This is a genomic window from Paenibacillus sp. NPDC056933, assembly GCF_042674385.1.
Lineage (GTDB): Bacteria > Bacillota > Bacilli > Paenibacillales > Paenibacillaceae > Paenibacillus.
Map to the genome: position 1 here is coordinate 530,881 of NZ_JBHUQN010000001.1, position 23,035 is coordinate 553,915.

General features: G+C 48.6%; 26 protein-coding genes and 1 pseudogene. All 27 read left to right on the top strand.

Going from position 1 to position 23,035, the window contains the following annotated elements; genetic code table 11:
- Nucleotides 1-857, top strand: an 857-nt coding sequence (locus ACFTRD_RS02235) for a hypothetical protein (protein ID WP_379377556.1), incomplete at its 5' end; no start/stop codon positions are given.
- Between the two features lie 54 nt (nucleotides 858-911).
- Nucleotides 912-1,541, top strand: a complete 630-nt coding sequence (locus ACFTRD_RS02240) for a LysM peptidoglycan-binding domain-containing protein (protein ID WP_053783515.1) — start codon at nucleotides 912-914, stop codon at nucleotides 1,539-1,541.
- A complete protein-coding gene (locus ACFTRD_RS02245) occupies nucleotides 1,538-2,524 on the top strand; it encodes an XkdQ/YqbQ family protein (RefSeq protein ID WP_379377557.1) in 987 nt (328 codons plus the stop codon). Before ACFTRD_RS02240 ends, ACFTRD_RS02245 begins: the two co-directional genes overlap by 4 nt.
- Nucleotides 2,517-2,927 carry a hypothetical protein gene (locus ACFTRD_RS02250; RefSeq protein ID WP_379377558.1) on the top strand — a complete coding sequence of 137 codons (411 nt, stop codon included), beginning with the start codon at nucleotides 2,517-2,519 and terminating at the stop codon, nucleotides 2,925-2,927. The genes ACFTRD_RS02245 and ACFTRD_RS02250 overlap by 8 nt, the downstream gene beginning before the upstream one ends.
- On the top strand, nucleotides 2,920-3,375 hold the full coding sequence (locus tag ACFTRD_RS02255; RefSeq protein ID WP_379377559.1) for a DUF2634 domain-containing protein: 456 nt from the start codon (nucleotides 2,920-2,922) through the stop codon (nucleotides 3,373-3,375). Before ACFTRD_RS02250 ends, ACFTRD_RS02255 begins: the two co-directional genes overlap by 8 nt.
- A 4-nt stretch (nucleotides 3,376-3,379) precedes the next feature.
- On the top strand, nucleotides 3,380-4,519 hold the full coding sequence (locus ACFTRD_RS02260) for a baseplate J/gp47 family protein (protein ID WP_379377560.1): 1,140 nt from the start codon (nucleotides 3,380-3,382) through the stop codon (nucleotides 4,517-4,519).
- Nucleotides 4,520-4,620: 101 nt separating this feature from the next.
- Nucleotides 4,621-5,211: a YmfQ family protein gene (locus ACFTRD_RS02265; protein WP_379377561.1), complete on the top strand. Its 591-nt coding sequence runs from the start codon at nucleotides 4,621-4,623 to the stop codon at nucleotides 5,209-5,211.
- Nucleotides 5,211-6,239, top strand: a complete 1,029-nt coding sequence (locus ACFTRD_RS02270) for a tail fiber protein (protein WP_379377562.1) — start codon at nucleotides 5,211-5,213, stop codon at nucleotides 6,237-6,239. Before ACFTRD_RS02265 ends, ACFTRD_RS02270 begins: the two co-directional genes overlap by 1 nt.
- 12 nt (nucleotides 6,240-6,251) lie before the next feature.
- Nucleotides 6,252-6,593, top strand: coding sequence for a hypothetical protein (locus ACFTRD_RS02275; protein WP_379377563.1), 342 nt, complete (start codon nucleotides 6,252-6,254; stop codon nucleotides 6,591-6,593).
- A 493-nt stretch (nucleotides 6,594-7,086) separates the two neighbouring features.
- Nucleotides 7,087-7,417, top strand: a pseudogene (locus tag ACFTRD_RS02280) (phage holin family protein).
- A gap of 73 nt (nucleotides 7,418-7,490) precedes the next feature.
- On the top strand, nucleotides 7,491-7,922 hold the full coding sequence (locus ACFTRD_RS02285) for a phage tail terminator family protein (RefSeq protein ID WP_379377564.1): 432 nt from the start codon (nucleotides 7,491-7,493) through the stop codon (nucleotides 7,920-7,922).
- Between the two features lie 278 nt (nucleotides 7,923-8,200).
- Entirely contained in the window at nucleotides 8,201-8,398 is a 198-nt protein-coding gene (locus tag ACFTRD_RS02290; RefSeq protein ID WP_192264621.1) for a YqzN/YkzM domain-containing protein, read from the top strand.
- Nucleotides 8,398-9,714: a phage tail sheath family protein gene (locus tag ACFTRD_RS02295; RefSeq protein ID WP_379377565.1), complete on the top strand. Its 1,317-nt coding sequence runs from the start codon at nucleotides 8,398-8,400 to the stop codon at nucleotides 9,712-9,714. The genes ACFTRD_RS02290 and ACFTRD_RS02295 overlap by 1 nt, the downstream gene beginning before the upstream one ends.
- A 1-nt stretch (nucleotide 9,715) precedes the next feature.
- Nucleotides 9,716-10,174 (top strand): phage tail tube protein, encoded by a 459-nt coding sequence (locus ACFTRD_RS02300; RefSeq protein WP_145320645.1) that lies wholly within the window; start codon nucleotides 9,716-9,718, stop codon nucleotides 10,172-10,174.
- Between the two features lie 228 nt (nucleotides 10,175-10,402).
- Entirely contained in the window at nucleotides 10,403-10,825 is a 423-nt protein-coding gene (locus ACFTRD_RS02305) for a phage tail assembly chaperone (protein WP_379377566.1), read from the top strand.
- A 200-nt stretch (nucleotides 10,826-11,025) separates the two neighbouring features.
- The gene (locus ACFTRD_RS02310; protein WP_379377567.1) at nucleotides 11,026-13,101 is read left to right on the top strand and encodes a phage tail tape measure protein; all 2,076 of its coding nucleotides are present in this window, start codon (nucleotides 11,026-11,028) and stop codon (nucleotides 13,099-13,101) included.
- Nucleotides 13,102-13,797: a LysM peptidoglycan-binding domain-containing protein gene (locus ACFTRD_RS02315; RefSeq protein ID WP_379377568.1), complete on the top strand. Its 696-nt coding sequence runs from the start codon at nucleotides 13,102-13,104 to the stop codon at nucleotides 13,795-13,797.
- A gap of 13 nt (nucleotides 13,798-13,810) precedes the next feature.
- Nucleotides 13,811-14,821: an XkdQ/YqbQ family protein gene (locus tag ACFTRD_RS02320; RefSeq protein ID WP_379377569.1), complete on the top strand. Its 1,011-nt coding sequence runs from the start codon at nucleotides 13,811-13,813 to the stop codon at nucleotides 14,819-14,821.
- Between the two features lie 6 nt (nucleotides 14,822-14,827).
- A complete protein-coding gene (locus tag ACFTRD_RS02325; RefSeq protein WP_379377570.1) occupies nucleotides 14,828-15,085 on the top strand; it encodes a DUF2577 family protein in 258 nt (85 codons plus the stop codon).
- On the top strand, nucleotides 15,082-15,495 hold the full coding sequence (locus ACFTRD_RS02330; protein ID WP_379377571.1) for a DUF2634 domain-containing protein: 414 nt from the start codon (nucleotides 15,082-15,084) through the stop codon (nucleotides 15,493-15,495). The genes ACFTRD_RS02325 and ACFTRD_RS02330 overlap by 4 nt, the downstream gene beginning before the upstream one ends.
- A complete protein-coding gene (locus ACFTRD_RS02335; RefSeq protein WP_379377572.1) occupies nucleotides 15,488-16,546 on the top strand; it encodes a baseplate J/gp47 family protein in 1,059 nt (352 codons plus the stop codon). The genes ACFTRD_RS02330 and ACFTRD_RS02335 overlap by 8 nt, the downstream gene beginning before the upstream one ends.
- Complete coding sequence (locus tag ACFTRD_RS02340) at nucleotides 16,543-17,088, top strand: putative phage tail protein (RefSeq protein ID WP_379377573.1); 546 nt, start codon at nucleotides 16,543-16,545, stop codon at nucleotides 17,086-17,088. Before ACFTRD_RS02335 ends, ACFTRD_RS02340 begins: the two co-directional genes overlap by 4 nt.
- A gap of 1 nt (nucleotide 17,089) precedes the next feature.
- Nucleotides 17,090-19,714: a hypothetical protein gene (locus ACFTRD_RS02345; RefSeq protein WP_379377574.1), complete on the top strand. Its 2,625-nt coding sequence runs from the start codon at nucleotides 17,090-17,092 to the stop codon at nucleotides 19,712-19,714.
- 12 nt (nucleotides 19,715-19,726) lie between these two features.
- Nucleotides 19,727-20,239, top strand: coding sequence for a hypothetical protein (locus ACFTRD_RS02350; protein ID WP_192264643.1), 513 nt, complete (start codon nucleotides 19,727-19,729; stop codon nucleotides 20,237-20,239).
- 55 nt (nucleotides 20,240-20,294) lie between these two features.
- Nucleotides 20,295-20,408, top strand: a complete 114-nt coding sequence (locus ACFTRD_RS02355; RefSeq protein WP_379377575.1) for a CD1375 family protein — start codon at nucleotides 20,295-20,297, stop codon at nucleotides 20,406-20,408.
- 83 nt (nucleotides 20,409-20,491) lie between these two features.
- On the top strand, nucleotides 20,492-20,989 hold the full coding sequence (locus ACFTRD_RS02360) for a phage holin family protein (protein ID WP_379377576.1): 498 nt from the start codon (nucleotides 20,492-20,494) through the stop codon (nucleotides 20,987-20,989).
- Nucleotides 20,990-21,475: 486 nt separating this feature from the next.
- The gene (locus tag ACFTRD_RS02365) at nucleotides 21,476-22,414 is read left to right on the top strand and encodes a glycoside hydrolase family 25 protein (protein ID WP_379377577.1); all 939 of its coding nucleotides are present in this window, start codon (nucleotides 21,476-21,478) and stop codon (nucleotides 22,412-22,414) included.
- Nucleotides 22,415-23,035: the final 621 nt, after the last annotated feature.

Consider the following 23,035-nt stretch of genomic DNA (forward strand, 5'->3'; position numbering starts at 1 on the left):
GAGATAAGGCAAATTTCTTATGGGATAAGTCTGTATCGGGAGTAAAAAGTGCGACTGGCTGGACAAAAGATAAGGCAAATTTCTTATGGGATAAGTCCGCATCGGCATGGAATCAGTTAACAGAGTGGTACAACGGTATAAATTTTAAAGAAAAGTTTAATGATTTTTTTGATTTTACAGGTACATTAAATGATTTTAAAGACTTTGGCGAAAAGCTTATTGAGTTTGGAAAAAAGAGAGGATGGGGGGTCCATTCCAAGATAGAAAACATGTGGTCAAGCCCCATAGTAAAAAAAATCAGGTCGTTTGGAAAACGAGCATTTCCAATCCTTGATATCGGGTCTTCTATTAATGATGTAGCTCAAGCTCCTACAATAGATGAGAAAATTATTGAACTTAATAAAGCTGTATTTAGCAAAGTTGGTTCTGCTGGTTTAAGTGCTGTAGGAGGATTCTTAGGTACATTAATTCCGGCACAGCCGGCGACAGTTCCTGCATTAGCTTATGGTGGTTCCTTGCTTGGTGACTATTTAGGAGAAAAGTTAGGCGAATTGAGTGGTAGAGGTTTGACAAAGATCTGGCCAAAAACTTGGTGGCCCTATAACAAAGAAAAAACTTCCAAAATCAATTCAACTAGAAATTTAAATCTGAATAACGGAAAAACACAAAACTTGGTGGGCTCTATTAATAAAAAATCTCCATCGCAGCACATTAATGTGACTTTACCCACAGGAGCAATCCAAATTTCAAATGGCAGTCACAAGGTTGATTACAATGGTATGGTTGCACAGATCAGTGCTCATTTTGTGAAAGAATTAAGAAGAGCCATGGAGAATCGAAAAACGATTATGGCCTAAGCAGAAAGGAGGCCTGTCATGACTGTATTTAAGGATAACGTGGAAGGTATCAAAATGGAATTTACCCTGATCGACGGGAAAACGAAGTTTCAATTTCCGGTGAAACCGGAGGAACTAACAATTTCACGTTCCAAAGGGTACGAAACGATTAATATGCTGGAGTATGGCGAGTTTGATTTTGCACAGGGGGAGAAGGTGAAGGAGATCACCTTCTCTTCTTTTTTTCCCAAAGAATATGATGCGTCCTATTGCATGTACGAGCCTTTGCCTGATCCGCGGGTAGCGATGAATATGCTGAATACGTTTCTGGTATCGAAAAAGCCGCTGCGCTTTATCATTACGAACACGGGAGTAAATGTGCCCGTGTATCTGATCTCTCACAATACGACCTTCCGGGGCGGCGAGAGCGGGGATATTTACTTTGACATTACGCTGCGAACGTGGCGGGATTCCAAAGTGGAGAAGGTTGGCGGTGCAACATCAGCGAGCAAGTCGGGTTCTCGTACCGATCTGAAAACGAGCAGCAAGACCTACACCGTCAAATCCGGCGATTCCCTGTCCAAAATAGCAAAGCTTGAGCTGGGCAGCAGTTCCAAATGGAACGAGATCTACAAGCTCAACGCGAAAACCATCGGCAGTGATCCGAATCGGATCAAGCCGGGACAAAAGCTGGTGATGCCATGACCTACAAGGTCATTGTCGACGACAAATATGACATCACCAAGCTGGTGGAGACGATTACGCTGAAGGACTCGCTCGACCAGATTGCGTATCAGGCCAACATCCGGCTGGCCGTGTCTGCATCTTCAGGTTTGCCTGCGATATCACCGGGTAAGGCGGTGCGGATCAGCGGGGTTCCTTTTGGCGAAAAATCAATGGTTCACTTGCTGCACCCTGCCGTCATCTGGGAAGCGGAAAGCTCGAACAGCGGTACCAAGCGGCTGTCCCTGACCGTCTACGACCGGATGATCTATCTGGAAAAATCAGAGGATGAGTTCCTGCTGCCGAAAGATCAGACTGCCACCCAGCGGCTCAAAACGTACGCCAAGGAATGGAAGATTCCATACGCCGAGCTGCCGGATACCAAAACGAAGCTGGGCAAAGCGGTGTATCGGTCGCAGACGATTTTTTCGATGATGTTTGCTGATCTGAAGGAAACGGTGAAGTCCGGTGGGGACATGTATCATCCGCGGATGACGCCGGGTGGGTTGCAGCTGTTCAAGGTGGGCAGCAATGCGAAGGTACACGAGCTGGATCGGCTGATCGATCTGACCCAGATGCGAACGCTCGAAGGCGCGGTTACCAAAGTTAAAGTAATGGCAGCGTCGGAGTCTACGAGTGGCAAAGAGGTTCCTTCCAAAGTGCTGGCGATTGAGCAGGACGGTGTAGCCGAACTGGGCACGCTGCAAAAGCTGATCGAGGACGATCAGGTCAAAACAGCGACCGCCGCCAAGAAGCTGGCGAAAAGCCGTCTGACGGGGATTCAGGAGACCTTTACGATATCTGCACCGGATGTGAATACGATTCGTGCTGGAGACGCGGTGCTGCTCAAAGGGCTGAAACTGATCGTCATGTCGGTTAGCCGTGACCTGTCTGCTGGACCCGGAACGATGTCGTTGGAGCTGGGTACTGCCGAGTTGGTAAAAAGGAGGTTTTACCTTGAATAAAGATGATCCGTACGGGCATTTTGCCGAGGTCATGCGCGGCGCGATGAGTACGCATACCCGTCAGGCCGTGAGTGGCATGGGTGCGGTGCTGGGTACGATGACATCGTCCGGCGTGAAGCTGGATGATTTCAAGCACGAAGTGCAGGATTATCTCGTGGCCGAGCTACCGGGCACGCTTGGACTGCCGGAGCGCGAAGCTGCTGGCGCGATTTCCGGTATACCTGACGTGGCAAACGGCGCAGCGACGGGCACGGGACGGTTTCTTTTGCAAAAAGGGGAAGTGGAAGAAGCGGTGTGGTCTCTTGGAAAAGGGCTGAAAGCGGGAGATCGGGTGCTGGCGATGCGGGTGAATGGCGGTAACGATATTGTAGTGCTGTGTAAGGTGGTGAGTGCGAATGCCTAGTTTGTTCCCGGAAACGGGTCTGGTATGGGGAGATGAGGAAGATCTGTCGGGTGCGGCTTCGGAAGAGGTGCGATTTGGACGGAGCTGGCGATTCGATTACGATGCAGGGGATTTTGTGCTGACCCCAAGTGGCAAAGTCGCTGCGGCAGGTGCTCGTGAAGCCTGGGTGCAGTGGTGCATCAAGGCGGTGAAGACGCCACGGTACAGGCATGTGATTTACTCTCGCAATTATGGTTCGGAGCTGGAAGAACTGGTGGGCCAGGGTGACAGCCGGGGTGTGATGGAAAGTGAGATCACCCGGATGGTTACGGAGACGCTGCTGGCTGATCCACGCACGGATTCGGTAGACCAGTTTACGTTTGATTGGAATCGGGAGCAGTGCATGTTCTCGTGCCGGGTGGCAAGTGTACAGGAAGAGATGTTTATTCTGGAAAGTGAGGTGATCTGACAGGATGGCTGAGATTCCGCGTTATTTGGAGGACCAGACGGAGGAACAGATTATGCAGCGCATGCTGGATCGTCTGCCCGCGGATCTGGACAAGTCGGAAGGTTCTTTTCTGTGGGATGCAGAAGCTCCTGTAGCTTTTATGCTGTCCGAGGCGGCATTGTGGGCACAGGAACTGCTTCGGCGGGGATTTGCGAGTACGGCGGCGAGCAGTGATCCGAATTTTCGTTCAGAGGAGCTGGATCTGCGGGCAGGAGAGCATGGCATTACGCGCCGGGCTGCTGTAGTGGCACAAGGTACGGTGAAGTTTGCTGGTACCCCGGGGAAAGTGGTGCCTGCGGGCACGGTTGTGGCTACTTTGGCAGATGAAATCTCCGGTGAGGCTTCGCTCGAATATGAAACGGTTGGTCGTGTGGAGTTGGGAGAAGATGGTCTGGGTAGTGTTGGCGTCCGAGCGCTCGTTGCCGGAAAAGAAAGTAATGTGCCTGCGGGCACCGTGACCGTGCTGTCCACACCAGTGAGTGGCGTTACCTCTGTAACCAACGTGGAGGTGATCAAAGGCGGTGCGGATATCGAGGCAGATACGGCGCTGCTGGAACGATTTTATGCCAAGGTCCGCAACCAGGGAACCAGTGGCAACAAAGCCCAGTATGTACAATGGGCCAGTGAGGTGCCAGGCGTTGGGGCAACACGTGTCATTCCGTTATGGAAGGGGCCTGGGACGGTGGGTTTGTATCTGCTGGATACGGACAAACGTGCGGCAGGCAGCGATCTGGTGGCGGCTGTGCAGAAGTACGTGGACCCGACACAGGATGGACAGGGTGAAGGCGTTGCTCCGGCAGGTCCGGTGGTGACCGTGATGCCAGCCGAGGAAGTGCCGATGAACATTCAGGTGAAGCTGACCCTTGCAAGTGATGCAACATTGGCCGATGTAAAGGCGCTAATCGAACGCGGGGTGACCGCGTATTTGAAGCAGTTGGCATTTGCCGATCCACTTGTGCGTTACACTCGCATTGCGGCGATCCTGCTGGATATTCCACCGATTATCGATTATTCGGAGCTAACCGTGAACGGTGTGAGCGACCAGAATATCGAGATGACAGCGAGTCAGGTGGCGGTGCTGGGGACGGTGGATGTGCATGAGTAGAGGCGTAATGGAGGATGAGAATGCAATTCGTGAATGCGGAGACCGAGCAAGTCTGGGAGAAGATACAAGCGTCGAAGTGAAAGGAAGGGAGGGGACAGGGCATGAGTGCTCCTTCTGCTGTAGATGTTGGATTGACGAGTGAGAAAGGGCGGGAATTGTTCTCGTATTTGCCGAGTTATTATGAGACGTCCCGTGTTATGCAGGCCGATATGCAAGCCAAAGGAACCGAGATGGACCTGCTTTATCAGGCACTGGATGAGACATTGGATCAGTTTTTTGTCCGCACGGCGACGTGGGGATTGGACTTTTGGGAGCAGGAGCTTGGCATTGAGACGGATCGTCTCAAACCTGTGGATCAGCGGCGTGCTGTGGTGGAGTCGAAGCTGCGCGGTGCCGGGAAGTTTTCAGGGAGACTGGTTGCGAACGTGGCTGAGGCATATGCCGGGGGTAAGGTGGATGTGACGTTTCAGCCGGAAGCGTGGAGTTTTACAGTGAGCTTTGTGGATACGCTGGGCATCCCGCCCAATATCGACGATCTCAAGCGGGCGATTGACGAAGTGAAACCGGCCCACATGGCTGTGGAGTATGAGTATCGATATTTGGTGTGGGACGATTTGGACAAGAAACAGAAAACTTGGGATGAACTGGACGCCGCGTCCTTGACGTGGGATGAACTGGAGGTGTGGGCGTAATGCCACAAGAAACAGATCGACTGAAATTGCCATTGCCCTTGGGGAACGAGAACGTAAACCGGGAGAGTATTAACGGGATTTTTGAAAAGATTGATGCAGGTGTAGCGACGCAGGCGGATTTGAATACGCTTCGTGAAGCGGTGAGCCAGATGGATATTCCCGATGCGTCTTTGACGCAGAAAGGGAAGGTGCAGTTGTCGAGTGCAGTGGATAGTAGTGCGGAAAATATGGCCGCTACTCCCAAGGCAGTAAAGGCTGCAGTGAGTGAAGCTTTATCGGCAAAGCAGCTTGGAGTTGAGCAAAAAGCGAATGTGGTTGCCGCGCTTAACTCCATTGGTGTATCGGCATCCACATCAGAGACATGGGCACAGCTAATCAGTAAAATGGCTGGTGTGATCCGGGCCACGGGCAATGCTACGGCTGCACAGGTATTATCGGGAGCGACGTTTAGCAATGCTACTGGTAATGGTCGAACGGGTACAATGCCCAATCGGAGCGCCCAAAGTGCCCATCAATTGGCTAAATTGACAGAGGTATGGCTCGGAGATCGTACATTTTTCATGCCTCCTGATGGCTATTACGATGGTCAATCGTGGGTATATGCCCTTACGCCCGATCTGAGTCCGAGTAATATCCGTAATGGTAAAAATATCTTGGGCGTTGCGGGTGCGTTGGTCGAAGGCAAACAATTCGCTTCTGGCTTTACCTATGCATCTAACAGTCCAAGAATAATAACGGTTAATGGTCTTTCCTTTCGACCAAAGACCGTTATCGTGACTTCTGGCCTCCCATATTTAGGGACGTTTATGAGGGGAATATATTCGGAAGACATTAATTACTACACAATATCTAATGATTGGTTTGTACCAGTGCCGTTAAATATGTATACGGAAGTATCAGCAAATCCTAACGATAACCCAACCAACATTAGGCCTTTAGACATCTCAATCACGTCTGACGGCTTTACAATAAACATTGGTGGATATAGTTCAAACCAACCGAAGATAGACTATTTATGTTTTGCATAAGGAGGAAACGGCATGAAAATCGGCCCTAAGATTTATTACGACAAAGAAACAGGAAACGTTATCGTAAACACAGGCCATCGTTCCGGCGATGTCGTTGAGACAACACGCGAACAAGACTTTGCCGCGTTTGCTGCGTTGGCAGAGCGTGTGCCCGAAACAGTTGATATGATCCAGTTGGATTATGACGCATACTCTGCGGACTACGCCGAGGGCGGCATTATTACACGTATTGATATGGAAACAATGGAACCCTTATTCACTTATCCTGACCCAGTTGACCCAGAAACGCCGCAGGAGCCGCGTCCGGCTCTCAGTAAACAAGTGGAGGCATTGGCGCAGGAAACACACTCTTGAAGGCACAGAGCAGCGCCTTGACTGAACGTGCAGATTTTGTAGAGGATGTTATTGCAGAAATGGCAACCCAGGTATACACATGATCCGGCGTTTCATTACATGGTTATTCATGAAGGGAGGTGACACAGATATGAGGGCTATGTTTTCTGCTCAACGTGTGATTTTGGGTAAAACCGAGTAAAAAGCGGTACCGACTACACTGCAACCTGACGTTAAAGAGATTTTGACCGACAGCGTTTGGAATTTCTAATCACTGAGTAACAGGCGTTCCTATATGGAGCGCTTTTTTTATGCTCTCTGGAGTGGTCAGAGGGCTTTTCTTTTTGAAAGGGATGAAGGCCATGTTTAACAGAGGGCTTTTAACCGCATAGTCTTAACCGCCAAATATCCGTTTTCGTGTTTGGCCGGGCAGTTGCTGACATTTCAGGATATGCTGTAGCTGCTGTAACGATTGAAATGATGGGATACCCTATGGAAATGGGGGATCGCACTAATGAGCAGTTCGGCAACGTATTTTTTCGGAGGCTGGTCAGGAGTGCTCGGTGTATTGCTCGTGTTCGTCATCCTTGATTACCTGACGGGCATCGCGGCGGCGGGAGTGAGTGGCAAGCTGGAGAGCAATGTATTTATTTTTGCAATGGTATCGGTGGCTCATCTGGTGGACGGTGTTCTGGGAGACGGACATTTGTTCAGGGATGCGGTCGCCTTTTTTTATATCGCAAATGGAGCTCCTGTACATCATTGAAAATGGAGGAAAACTGGGTGCGCCGATTACATCTTTCACACGACCAGTGTCCAATCGAACGTATATTTATAACACGTAAGATCGGATGCTAGTCTCTGTAAATAGGAGACCTAACTTAATTTCAATTCTCACCATATAAAAGGAGGTGAACCATGACCACAAACCAATTAACGACTGCCATCGCGACCACTCTCACAAAGAATTTCCCTAACATCCCGATCCAACCTGCAACTGGCAGCACAAGTTCCGTACCAGACGCCAAAGGCATCACCTACCGCCTGCTGTCCGCCCAACTTACCCGGGAACGCAGCGATCGCTTCGTGCAATCCCATGCCTTTGAGATCCGCTGGCTTGATGCAGGCAACATTCCATCCACCCTGCCGGACGAGCTCTTCGAAGCGCTGGAAACCATCGAAGTAGAGGGAACCCCCTATCGAGCAACGGAGCTGCGTTGGGAGACCGAGGGCACTACACCTCGATTGCTGGTGTACTACACGATGCGAACCAGCAAAGTGTCGGAGTCCGCCCCTGCCATGCAACAACTCGAACAGCGCCCAACCGCACTTAAAGCCGCGAAAGAATAACTATATAAATTGAACTAAACATTTACACGAGAATGGAGGGACAGAAATAACCTGAAGAAGCGGAGCTAAAAGCTTTCTGAAAGAAAGCTGCTTCGGAAGCATGAACTCGCCTTTATCCCCGGATTTTCCCCTTTGAAAAAGGGAATTAAAAAAATCTGGGGATAACAGCGATCGGAAGGTTGTTCTGTCATCGGAGTGGCAAATGTAAATATTTTTTAGTTGAACTTTAAATAATCAAATGAGGGATTTACATGAAAGGAATGGGAGGCGTATTGGCGATGTTTACAAAAAAGGAACCGGAGCGTAAGAGCCCCGCAACCAACCAGAAATACAGCAAAGCACAGTTCGCTGAATCCAGGCAATTGAGCCGAATGGAGAAAGACATTTTGGCAGCGGTGCTGCTGGAACAACATACGTACTCCATGGAAGAAGCACAGCAACACATCCAACAATTTATGAATGGGGAGGCACAATAATGGCTGGAGGAACATGGACGACTCAAAACAAGGTACGCCCTGGCGTATATATGAATTTTGCATCGGAGGGCTCATTGCCGGGTACGGTAGGTGAGCGAGGAACGGTGGCTTTGGCATTGCCATTGTCATGGGGACAAGCGGGCACGATCCTGACTGTACAAGCGGGTGAAGATGTACAAGCCAAATTAGGCTATGACTGGACAGCTCCCCAATTGCTGCTCATCCGTGAGGCGTTGAAACGGGCACAGACTTTGCTTCTCTATCGTCTCAATGCGGGTACAACAGCCAAAGCAACACTGGACAAACTAACGGTGACAGCTCAACACGGCGGTGTGCGTGGTAACGATTTGGCAGTTGTAATCTCAGCTAATATCAATGATCCAGACCAATTGGATGTCTCCACTTTGCTTGCGGGTAAGGAAGTGGACAAACAAACGGCATCTACCATCGAAGAACTGGAAGCCAACGCATACGTTACATTCACTGGTGCAGGAGCCCTCACAACTACAGCCGCGCTCCCACTAACAGGTGGACAGGATGGTACAGCAACCAACCAGGAGCATGCGGATTTCCTTACGAAACTGGAAGTACTGGATTTTAACACTGTCGGTCTGATCTCGGATGACGCCACATTGAAATCGGTCTACACCGCCTACATCAAGCGTTTGCGCGACACTGAGGGCAAGAAGGTACAACTGGTGCTGGCAGATTATCCGGCTGCGGATCACGAAGGAGTGATCAGTGTCAAAAACGGCGTTGTGCTCGCAGACGGTACCGTTTTGACGCCGAAACAAACGGTAGCATGGACGGCCGGCGCAACAGCGGGAGCCAATCTCAATGAATCCCTGACGTTCCGTGCCTATGACGATGCCGTGGATGTTAACGGCCGACTGACGCACAGCGAGTCGGAAGCGGCACTGCGCAATGGTGATTTCGTCTTTACGGCGAGCAGCAACCGCGCGGTGGTGGAGCAGGATGTGAATACGTTCCGTTCCGTAACACCGGATAAGGCGCGTCATTTTGCCAAAAACCGTGTTGTTCGTGTGCTCGATGGCATTGCCAACGACATGAAACGGATTTTCGAGTCCTATTTTATCGGCAAAGTCAACAACAACGAAGATGGGCGCAGCCTGTTCCGTTCCCAATGTGTCACCTATCTGAAGCAGCTTCAGGATATCGGGGCGATCCAAAATTTTGATTCCAAAACGGATATCACCGTTACTCCGGGAAATGAAACCGACAGCATCCTAATCGAAATTCAGGTTCAACCAGTAGATTCCGTTGAAAAAGTATACATGAAAGTGAAGGTGGTTTAAGATGGCATTTTTGAAAGCAAGTGACACGATCTCCGGCCAGGAGGGCCGCGCATACGCAACGATTAATGGACAGACCGAAGAAATGTTCTATGTGAAGACACTGGAAGCAACGGTGGAGAAACAAAAAGCAGAGGTCAAAACCCTTGGCCGCCGCGGTGTACAGCACAAAGCTACTGGTTGGTCCGGCTCGGGTTCCATGACGATCTTTTATACCACATCCCGTTTCCGTGAGTTGATGCTCCAGTACATGCAGAATGGCGTGGACACCTACTTCGACATTGAAGTGACCAACGAAGATCCTTCATCTACGATTGGCAAACAGACGGTGACCCTCAAAGGCGTCAACCTCGACAGTGTGATCATGGCATCCCTGGATACCGAATCCGAGGCGTTGGAGGAAGAAGTAAGCTTTACCTTTGAAGATGTCGATATGCCTGTATCGTTTAATCTGCCTAAGTAACGTAGAACTTGCAAACATATGAACAATAGATCTATAACGAGTTTGACTTTAGCAACGGGTTTGTAAAATAAACCTATTCAACTTGCCTGTGTTACGGGCTATTTGTCGTGTCCAAATTCTCGTGCAAGTTCTCTTCTTTTGAAGAGAATTTGCACATTCTCAGCACAGTACACTTGCTCTTCGCAGCTTCTTGCGGCGGGGAGCCTAACTTTAGAGGAGGAACTATACATGAGTGGATTGAGTATGTTTTTTGCACAAAATGCAGCGGCGGATACAACGGAGGAGTTTATTGTATCTTCCCGTTTCAAGGATGAGAAAGGCGAGCCGGTTGCCTGGAAATTGCGCAGCATGACCGAAGATGAGAACCAGGAGTGCCGTAAAGCAGCAACGCGCAAAATCAAAGGCAAGAACGGTGTATACACACCTGACATCGATGCCAACGATTACATGGCTCGCCTGATGAGCGCCAGCGTGGTATTCCCTGATCTGAAAAATGCGGAGCTTCAACGTTCGTATGGCGTGATGGGGGCAGAATCGCTTTTGCGGAAAATGCTGCTGCCTGGGGAATTTGCTTCATTAGGAGAACAAGTCCAGAAGCTGAACGGCTTCAATCAGGACATGAACGAACTGGTGGATGACGTAAAAAACTAATTAAAGAGGGCGATTCCGAAGCCAATCTGGCTTATTACGCTCTCCATGAATTGAACATTCTCCCGCATGAGCTAATGGCATTCTCTTTACGTGAAAGAGCGGCCATATACGCCATGATCTCCATCCGGGTGGAGGAAGAGAAGAAAGAGCGGTCCAAGAGCCGCGCCCGGAAAAAATAAAAGGGAAGGAGGGAGAAATCAATGTCCGATACAAAGATTGATGTAATCAATCCTCCATCCGTAAATAATCTGATCAACAACTTGAATCTGGTCCAGGTGAGAACAACCGAAATTTTGAACAATTTCAACCAGATTAACCGGATTAATTTGAATCAATTTAATCAGACGAACATATCCAACCACTTTAATCAAGTAAACCAGCAACTGAATGTAACCATTAATCTGATGGAAAAGCTGGAGGATACGGCTGATGATACAAGCGATTCCTTGGGTGATAATCTGAACAAGCTCTCCAAGTGGCTGCAAATGATAAAGTCGGCTGGGAGTGTCGTGTTAAAAGCGGCTGCTGAGGAAGAAGACTTCAAGTATCGTTACATGGTTGCCGCTGAAGACCCGGTGCTCGGGGAAGGCATCTATAATAAGTTTCGAGATCAAGCCTCTAAAAGTGGTCAGAACACTAATGATTCACTGAAATCATCTCTAGGCTTCTTGCCTTTGGCACAGAATACAGGTCAGGTAGATCAGTTAAATGAACTGACTCAACGTTTGAGCATGTTATCACCGGATGGTAAAAGTCTGTCAGATGCGTCAAAGGCCATTGTTAGTGCTATGAATGGAAAAAACTCAGATTTGGCAAGTCAATTTAACATTCCGGAAAGTGCATTGAATGGAGCCGGCTTGGGTGAATTTATTCAAACGAAAGACCTTGACGGCTTCATACAAGGATTGCAGACGGTTCTTGAAATGCAGGGATACACACAACAGGCCTTTGATACTATGCTTGATTCTCCATTGCAAAAATGGACGGCTCTTGTGAACCAGTTCAATGGTATATTGTCTGAAATCGGAACGAAAGCGTTGGAAGTTTTGTCTCCGGTACTTGATCGGTTAAATGAAGCAATAAGCTCAGGCCAGTTCAGTGCTTTTATTGAATGGATTGGTGGGGCATTTGCAATCATCGCTCAGGTAGTGGCGTTTATCGTGGATGGGTTCATCAATTTTGCTACAGTCGTGCAAGAAAACTGGGATATTATTGCACCTATTTTGACTGCTATCGCTATGGTGCTGCTTTACAACATGATTGTTTCGCTTGGCATTGTGATTGCTGAAGTGTTTTTGCTCGCTGTGGCATGGCTGGCTGTAAACTGGCCTATATTGCTGATCATCGCAGCCATTGCTGCATTGATTATGATTTTCCAAATGTTCGGCGCAACCGGTACGGATATTCTTGGGGCTATTATCGGGACGTTTATGATGCTCGGTGAGATCGTCAGAGTGGTAATTGCTACGGTGTGGAACATATTCGCTTCCTTGGCAGATTTCTTGATTAATCTTTTCATTGATCCTGTCTATGCAATCCAAAAGTTGTTCTATGATCTCGGTATGTTTGTGTTGCAAACGCTCTACAATGTGATGGTAGGCATTGAGGATTTCCTAAAAAAAGCTGTAGGGGCCATTAGCGATGTTGCTTCCTTTATCAATGATACCTTTGGTACGAACCTGAGTGTCATGTCCGAATCGGATATTAACATTGGCAGCAAGACCATTGCGGGTTGGATGGACACTCTGAAATCCATGGAACCAAAAAGTGACAAAGATGTATTCAAGTCGATGAGAATGGATGGAGAGTACGATCCTACAGTATATAATAAGGGACCGGAACTAGCAGAAGAGTTTGTATCCAATTTTTCTCCTACCTCGAATGCTGATTCCAAGAATAAAGGTTTGCCGGGCAATTTTGGCAAGGATTTAATACCCCAAGCACCTTCCATGCCATCCACGCCATCCACGCCAACAATTCCTGCTCCCGCAGTCGTCCCCAATAACATGAGCAACATCAACAAGATCAACAACGTGGGGCAAGTGGACCAAATTGCTGGCATAGAAGGCACAGTGGATGTGACAAGCGAGGATCTCAAACTGATGCGTGAGCTTGCAGAGATGCAGGCTATTCAGCGATTCGTCAGTCTGACACCAACTGTTCAGGTCACCACTGGGGATATCAACAGCGGACACGATATTGACAGTGTCATTAACAAAATTACGGATGGACTGAACAGTCAGATCGTCTCCAGCGCCCAGGGGGTGTATGGTTAGATGGAATATTATATCCAGCTTAGCTTCAACAACCGCTCCGAATACATGTATTTCCCGGTGACACCAGAGAGCATCGAGTTCTCGGATGCGGGGGATGGCAGTACGTTCAATGTTAGCGCGCTAGGTGAGATTAACATGATCAAATCGCCCAAGCTGCGTGAAGTCAGTTTCAGCGGGATTTTTCCGGCAGACTACAGTCCGTATCATCTGAACTACGATGCAAGCCATCCGGCAGTTCAGAAGCGGTTTTACCGTGATCCATATGAATATGTGAAAAAGATCATCCGCTGGATGCAGACGGGCAGACCCGTGAGGCTGTTCTTTTCAAGTGCCAGATACACAATTAATATGGCAGTTTCCATTGAGAGCTTCGACTGGAAGGAGACAGCGGGCACGGTAGGGGATATTCAGTATGATATCAAGCTGAAGCAGTTCATTTTCTATGCCGCCAAAAAAGTAGTGCCACTCAAGGACAGCAAGGGTACTGCTGCTTCGAAAACGAAAACCAAAGCCTCTCGGCCTAATGAAAAAATTCAACCCAAGACGATCACGCTCAAAGCTGGCGACTCCTTGTGGTCGGTAGCTAAAGCCCATTTGGGAGATGGCTCTCGTTGGAAAGAGCTACAGAAGCTGAATGGCATCAAGGATGCACAGTTGAAGAAGCTGCCGATTGGACTTATGATCAAGCTTCCGTGAAAGGAGAGGACACATGCAGCAGCAGATTAGCTTGGATAACAAGGGGAGAAACATGAAAGAGCAGCTATGGCTGGATGACAAGCAGGGTAACATCTGGGATATTAGCGAAATTGCCGGCGACATTACGTACAAAACCTCCCGCATCGGCAAGCCTTCCTCTCTGGAATTCACATTGATCAAGGGCAGTCTGTACCAGAATACGAAATTCACATATGAGAATGGATATGTCGTGAAATATATCAGCAACGAGGTAGGTATCTTTTACGGATATATCTTCTCGGTGGATAGCGGCAAGGATGAAAGTGTCAAAATCAAAGCCTACGACCAGACACGCTATCTGGCCGCAAATCAGACGTACAAGTTCGTTAACGCAACCGCTACGGATGTGATCAAACGAATTGCTACTGACTTTCAGTTGAAGGTGGGCGAGCTGATTCAGCCGAAATATGTCATTCCTCGTATGTTGTTTGATAACAAGAAGCTGATCGACATGATCTGTGAGGCTTTGGACCGGACATTGATTTATGGCGGCAAAAACTACATCTTCTACGATGATTTCGGCAAGCTTGTGCTTCGGGATGTGGAAGAGATGCCTTACGGCTTTGTCATTGGGGATAGCAGTCTGCTTACGGATTACAGCTATACGCGGTCGATTGACGACCAGACGTATAACAAGATCAAGCTGTATCGGGATAACAAGGATACGGGAAAAAGAGAAACGTTTGTTCATCAGGACTCAGGCAGCATCCGTCAATGGGGGCTGCTTTTTTTGTACCAAAAAGCGGATGACGGCCTGAACGAAGGCCAGATTGATGCCATGCTGAAAACCCTGATGACTCTCCGCAATCGCGAGACGCAGACGTTGAAAGTGGATGCACTCGGCGATTTCAAGGTGAGGGCGGGCAGTTATGTCAACATCCAGATCGAGGAACTGAAGATCAATCAATATTTTCTGGTGGACGAGTGTACGCACAAGGTACAGGGGGGCGTGCACACGATGTCACTGGATTTGAAGGTGGTGTAACGATAAATGATGCTGGACGTGATTAAAAAGGCGGCGGTGGCCGCCGTAGATGCCAAGTCTCCCGTACAGGTAATGTACGGAAGCGTGACAAACACCCAACCCCTAGAGATAACCGTTGAACAACGGCTGGCATTGGCTGAGCCTTTTCTGGTACTGCCGGAATCCGTAGCAAACAAAGCTTGGACAGTAGGTGACCATGTCTTGTTGTTACGTGTTCAGGGTGGGGACAGCTTTGTTGTGCTGGATCGGCTGGTGAAGCCATGATTCCTCAGGGTGCACAGATGAGTGCAGAAGATCAGGAAGAGGCTGCTGTTCTTCCAAGCCTGACGTATGTGCTTCAGCCATCGGGAGAGCGGATCGGGAGGCTGCAACTGGATGGAAAAGATGCGGTGAAGCAGGCCGTGTACAAAGCGTTGTCCACACGCCGCTACGAGCACCTAATCTATTCTTCGGATTACGGCATGGAATGGTCTTGGGAAGGCATGGCTGGACGATCCATGGTTGAATCGGAATTGGAACGCTGGATTCGAGAAGCGTTGCTTCCGGATGATCGCATTTCGGATGTAACCGAGTTCGATTTTGTCCACGAGGCAGATGGTGTACGGGTATCTTTTACCGTGGAAACGGATTTTGGCAGCTTCAGGCAAGAGACGGAGGTGAACATGAATGTATGAGGAGCAGACGTTTGAAGTCATTTTGAATCGAATGCTGGACAGGGTGCCAGATGGTGTGGATAAGCGTGAAGGCAGCATTATCTATGATGCGGTTGCGCCAGCGGCTGTGGAAATGGCTCAGATGTATATTGAGCTGGATGTGAACGCCAATCTGAAATTTGCAGACACAGCTTCGGGGGAATACCTTGATCGGGCTGTAGCCTGGTCAGGCATCACTCGTAAAACGGCAACCCAGGCACGTTGGGTCGGTAGCTTCAAAGATAATGGAGGCAAACCCGTTGAAGTTCCTTTGGAGAGTCGTTTTTCCACGGGGGATCGGGTGTATGTTGTTGTGGAACGCATGGCGGCTGGACAATATGTGTTGGAATGTGAAGTTGCGGGAGCGGAAGGCAATGAATACACAGGGGCGTTGCTGCCCATCGATTATATAGCTGGACTGACGACAGCCGAAATGACACAGTTGCTGGTTCCGGGTGAAGACGAAGAGACGGATCAGGCGCTATATGATCGCTATCAGGATAAAGTATCCCGTCCGATAACAAGTGCGAACAAATATCAATATGAATTGTGGGCACGAGAAAACTCTGGAGTAGGTAAAGCGAAGGCTTTTCCGCTGTGGGACGGTCCAGGGACAGTCAAAGTGGCGCTGTTAAATAATGAAATGCACGCACCCGCTGAGGCAGTGATTGAAGCAGTGCAGAATTATATCGACCCAACCCAGGATGGGATGGGCGAAGGCGCTGCCCCGATTGGACCCGTGGTCACGGTGGTGGGAGCGCAGGAAGTGCCTATTCATGTCGAGGTGCAGGTCACGCTTGCTTCTGGCTCAACGTACGAGGCAGTGAAGACACTGATTGAAAATGGTGTTACTACCTATCTGAAAGAGCTGGCGTTTGCCGATCCCCTGGTCCGTTGGACACGCATTGCCAATGTCATTCTGGATATACCGCCCGTGATTGATTATAGCGATCTGCTGGTGAATGGGGGCACGTCCAATCTGGAGATTACACCGGGTGCAGTGGCCGTTCTTGGGACGGTGAAGGTGACGTGAATAAGGCTGAGGTATTAATGTCCCTTTTGCCCCCGTTGTATGAGAATGTGCTGGAAATGCAATTGCTCACGCGGACCGAAGGAGAGGAACTGTACAAGCTTGCGGTGGGATTGGAAGGCGTTTTGGATCAGTTTTACCCGGAGTCCGCGACATGGGCATTGGATCGGTATGAGCGGGATCTGCAAATCCCCACGAATCAAGCCAAGCCAAACGATCAACGGAGATCGGTCATCATTTCCAAAATGCGCGGCAGTGGCAAAGTCTCTGGTTCGATGCTAAAAAATGTAGCACAGGCGTATGAGAGTGGCGGCATTGAAGTAGCGGTGGATTCTGGCGAATATCGGATTATGATCCGTTTTGTAGACACGTACGGTCTGCCGCCTAATCTGGACGATCTCAAGGCTGCGATTGAAGATATCAAACCTGCGCATATGACTGTGGAGTATCGTTTGCGATATTTGACGATTGCGGAGGTAGAGAGCATGACGCTGGCCGAGATCGAACAGACCCGGCAGGATAAATTTTTAGGAGGTGGAGCTTAAAATGAGTGAACCGAAGACACCGAATCTTGGATTGAACAAAATTGATCGTTCCTCTCCATCGACCACCTATTTTGATCTGGATAAGTATTTGGATCAGAACTGGGAGAAGGTTGATGATTTTGCGGAGCAGGTGGAGGAAAAGGCTGAGGGGATAGCAGCGCAGGTCAGCAGTATTCAGGAACGGCTGGATACGGAGAAGCGTAGATCGGTTACGTTGGAGCCAGGATTGCAAGTTGTTAATGCAGAACGTGCCTCAGCATTTAAGTTGGAAGGTTTGAAGGGCCGTATGCTGGTGAATTTGTTGGGGCGTGATGGTGGGTGTGAGGCTGTGAGTGACTGGTTTACAACCACTGGTGTTGCGGCAGCACTGGATTCATCGGACAAGGCACAGGGAACCAATAGTATTAAAATCACAACCAAAACTGGAAACACCGACGGGAGCTTATATTATCTCCTTGGGACGATTCTTTCCAAAAGTAAAAATTATCTTGCTATTGCAGATTTGAAGAAAGGGACATCCACGAGTGTATCGTTATCTTTATGGAATGGGACGGTAAACGTTTCGGGTACGGTAGTTACAGCGTCAAAATTCACTCCTTCCGTCCTCTTGATTCCAGCACCTGCCGTAGGGGCAGCGACTAACAATTTGCAAATTTCAGTAGGTGGAACCGAAGCCGGACAATATAGTCATGTCGATTCTGTACGTTTGTATGAAATCACCGCCGCAGAGTTAACGTCCCTATCCAGTATGACAGCGGAGCAAGTTGCAGCCAAGTACCCATACGTCGATAGTGTTCAGCCTGTCCGAAATCCGTATGCGATTCGATATGGAGAGAATCTGCTACCTCCGTTTTACGAGTGGGAAGCAGGCATTGCAGCTGGTGATAACATGTCCATTGATAATCCACACAAAGTAACGATTAACGCGACGACAGTTGGTGGGAGCTTCATTCGATACTATGTTCCCGTTCTCCCCTCGCAACAATATACATTATCCGTAACAGCTCAAGGAGCAAACGCAAGGCCGTATATCTACCTTTGTCGGAAGGACAGAACAAGGATTGACAGCGTGAAAAATCCTTTTGGGACGATAACGCCGTCTCAGGAAACGGTTTATTTGGAGGTCGTGCTTAATACATTGGACTCAAATAACATTGTAGCTACAGGTACGGCAGTCTTTACCGAAGCTTCGATGACAATTGGCAGCGCAGTCCAACCGTTCAAGCCACGTGAAGACGCCATGCTCGCGTTTCAAACGGATCTATACGCCGATCCATTAACTGGTGCGAATGCTGACGAAGTGTTCGAGAAGGATGGGCAATACTTCAAGCTGGCGAAGTGGAAGAAGATAACGGAATTATCGTCATTGTCAGGATGGATTCCTTTAGCGAATGGAACGGGGTGGAAGTCCGTAACAGCGTCGGGAGCCAATTTGCCTCCTGCTCTTATATTGGGGCCAGTCGGCGTAACGTATGGGACGAAGTTCGACGGAAAGGTGCTGAGACAATACGCATCACCGGAGACGGCGGACATGATTTGGATTGCATCCGACAATTCGGTACGCGTAGCGATCTCAAGCGCCGACAGCGGATGGGGAGATGCATACACACCGACAGCCGAAGAGATCAAAGCGTATTTCATGGGATGGACAATGTTCAACGGAGCAGCGGGTACAGGTGTGGGTAATAGTCCAGATGTGCCATCAAATAATGTATACAATGGTACAGGAACAAAATGGTGGGCACGGCGATCAGATGGAGTAGCACGTACTTGGGCAGATGCTACTAATGCATTGCCTACGACTCAAGCGCAAAACTGGACACCGTACCAACTGGTCTACCAGCTTGCAACGGCTACTGTCGAACCTGTCGCTTCTGAGGGGCAATTGACGTTTATTGAGGGGGACAATCAAATTGAGGTCGGAATGGGGATTATGTTGAGGGAGTACGCACCTATCACTAAAAATCCTCCCGTCGCTGCTGCAATGAATGATGCGTCATATCCCTCTAGATATAAAGTCAAAAAGTTTATTCGAGCTTATAAGAACGGTAAGTATGATCCAGCTTGGTACGCAAGTACGTTGAATTCTTATGGTCTTGAAAAAGCACGAATCAATTGGGCTGATTTTGACGAGACGGTAGCCTATAGAGTCACATACCTGATGATGGACACGTCTCCAACAACGTCATTTGTCGGATCGATCGCAGAAAACGAAAAGTCGTTGATTACGGACTTGGTACAGGACGTTCAACAGGCTACGGCTCGGCTTAGCGTTGTGGAGTTGAAAAAGGCCGAGAAGGACGCCCCTGCATGGATCACGCCGACGCTACTTAATGGGTGGGTTGATTACGATACTGTACGCCGTCCCGTAGGATATTATAAAGACTCAGAGGGATGGGTTCACGTTCAAGGGTTTATCAAAGGGGGGGCTACGGCCTTCGGGACTGTAATTTTTAATTTTCCAGAAGGGTATAAACCTGATAAACCCATTGAAGTTAACGCCACTTCTGCCGACCCCACAACCTCGTACGCGTCAACACTTTACGTTGGGACTAATAGTTTGCAATGTGATTTGGGAGTAAAAAACTCGTTTTTGATCCTTGATTTTAAGTATCGTGCAAAATAAAGGAGGGTCTATATGAAAGCCGTACCTAAAGTAACTACAGACGGGCTCTATATCGAGGACGTGTTGGTGGACGATGCCTTTTCTGGTGTCGTCCCTTTGTATGCCAAGTCGGAGCCTCCTGTTTTCGATCCAGAAGAGAACACAGAGGTGGAAAATCCGGTAAATGAGCCGCAAGAGCCTGTAATAGCGGGTTACATTGTAGGAGTTCCGATCACATCCGGCCTGTTCCGTCCCCTCTTTCATCTGGAAGCCTGGGAGGCTTACCAAGAATCTCCGGAAGCTGTCCCGAAGACGAATCAACCCGTACTGTGGGCAGAAGGATTAAGTCAGGAAGAGATTGACGAACTGACCAAACCGCTGCCTAAAGAACCTTCGGAGCTGGACTTGTTGAAGCAGCGTCTGGCGGAAGCTGAAGCAAAGAATGCACAGTTGACTGAGGAAAGCACGCTCAACCAAGTTGCTCTTATGGAGCTGCATGCCATGATTTTGGAGATGACTTCAGGCAATAGATCCGATAAGGGATAGGTTTGCTGATCTGCTAATCCGCTGTGGTATAGCACTCATGAGGGGTGGTGAAACGATGTTGGCTGTATATGTGATGTTGATTCAAAAGGGGATGATCTCCCTTGAGCAAGTGCCATCAGAGAGCCGTGACAAAGTGGCTGAAGCACTGGGCGAAGGGGATAGTCAGTAGTAGGAACGCCCGATCATGGAGCGTATTTTTTTGTCCATTTGGAGAGGTAAGGTTTTTTATTTTGACTATAAGGAGGTGAAACCATGGAACGATGGGACACCCTATGGAAATGGGGAATTGCACTGATGAGCAGCTCAGCAACCTACTTCTTCGGCGGCTGGTCAGGCGTACTAGGCGTCCTACTCGTCTTTGTCATCCTCGACTACCTAACCGGCATCGCGGCGGCGGGAATGACTGGTAAGCTTGAGAGCAATATCGGGATGTTTGGGATCGCGCGAAAGGTATTTATTTTTGCGATGGTATCGGTGGCACATCTGGTGGACGGTGTTCTGGGAGACGGACATTTGTTCAGGGATGCGGTCGCCTTTTTTTATATCGCGAATGAGCTGTTGTCCATTATTGAAAATGGAGGCAAATTGGGCGCCCCGATCCCGCCTGTGATCCGGCAGGCTATTGAAGTGCTCAAGGGTAAGGGAGGAAGCGGGGGGATTCCTGGTAACTATACTCCCGATTCCAAAGAATCTTTTGTACACTCAGACCATAAGGACGCTGATCAACAGACCAGAGATGAAACGAAGTAAGGACTTAGCATCCATTCAAATGTGCCTAGTAGCAAGAGATAGAGCGATTTTGGAATCGAAAGTCCAATCCATTAGCTACAAGTAGTGAAGGAGACGGAATCGATTCTGAAGAAGCGATAGCGGTCGCCTTTGTCTCCGAATTTCTACCTTTAAGAAAATGAATTAAGAAAATTTGGAGACAACAGCGATCGGAAGAACGATCCGTATCTGGAACGGTCACGTACCGACTCGGTATTTTTTCCTTAGTTGGTTGATGGAAACCCAATAGATTACCAATAGAAGTTAGATAGCAACGACATAAAATACGAAACAAATTGAGTAAGCAGCACCTAATCTTATCCAAATAGCAATACGACATAACAACATACTCACAGCCATCCGAACTTACCTTTCACCAACAATCAGGACATGCACACAAGCAACCCCTGATTCCCTAGCATTAACTATATACAAACGGCAATTTGCCGCATAAAGGGTGTGAGAAACATGCAAACCAGAAGCTCGGGCAACACGCAGGGCATTGACGTCTCCCGGTATCAGGGCACGATCGATTGGGCCAAAGTGAAGGCAAGCGATATGACGTTTGTGTTCATCAAGGCGACCGAAGGGCAGACGTATACCGACCCGAATTTCCAAAAAAATGTAAGCGGGGCACTGGCGGCGGGCATGCTGGTCGGGACGTATCATTTTTTTCGCGCAACTACTACCGACGGTGCCAAGGCCGAAGCGGCACATTATGCCACGACACTGCAAAAAGTAGGAGGCGCCAAGGCGCTGCAATTACCTCCTGTCATGGACTACGAGAATAATCCCGGTAACCTGAGTAAAGCTCAGATCAACACGGTAGCCAAAGCTTTTTTAACAGAACTTCAACGTCTCACGGGTGTGAAACCGATTATATACACGGGAAATTCATTTGCAGCTAATTTTGAACCTTCGATGAGCTCATACGATCTATGGATCGCGCGTTACAGCAACACGCGTGTTCCAGATAAGCAGCCGGCATGGCAACGTTGGACGTTCTGGCAGTATACGGACTCGGGCAAGGTGAGCGGGATCAGCGGCAACGTGGATATGAACGAGTTCGAAGGATCGGCAGCGGAATTGAGAGCAAGATATGCAACTGCAACACCAAAACCGCCAGAGCCATCCGAACCAACCAATCCCACGAATCCAACCGAACCACCGAAAGGGGGCGAACCGATGACAGCCGAAGAGAAAGCAGCGTTTGATGCGTTGAAATCCCAGGTCGATAAACTGCAGGAGCGCCAGCAGATGGAAGTTCCGGTCTGGGCGAAAGCGGCCGTGGATGCAGCACTGGCGTATGATACCAAAAATCCATTGTTCAGCATCGATAATGGGGCGAGTTATGATTTTTACCGTTTTATCACGGTCATGCACCGCAGAGGTTTATTCAAAAAATAAGCTGACCTAACTTAAAATATAAGTTGGGCTTAGGTTATATAAGAGAGAACACAACAAGGGACACACGACGCTTTTTGTCGAATGGTGTTCCTTTTTTGTGTTTCATGTAAATGATATTGACATACATAATAAAGTTGAAGACTTATGTCCGTAAATCTCTTGTCTAATTGATGAATGTGATGTAAAGTAAATTACACGAAATCGATTTTCACCACTGTTTAATTTCATAATCCTCCTCATCATGACAAGACTTTAACATGCAAAGTTAATTTAATGTCTCCCTGTTGTAAAATCCAACATCTGTAGATCAATCTCACAACGTATGACACAATCCAATCCAACCTGCATAGTGGACCACTAAAATGTCCTGTTTAACCTACTTTGTATATTATCATTTAATCGCCACCATCAGGTTTTTGCCCATTACACTCTAGCCATGACGATCTAACTCCAAGCCACATCCCAGGCCAAACTCCACACCAGACAAAACGACCGTTCTCTCTCAAATCAGCCTTAGTCGATCGTCACCAAGTCGGTACCATTCTATTGTTGCTTATTGACCTAAGTTCAATTATTGCGCAACAACCACTACAGAATCTATTACCGATAACGTGTTCCATA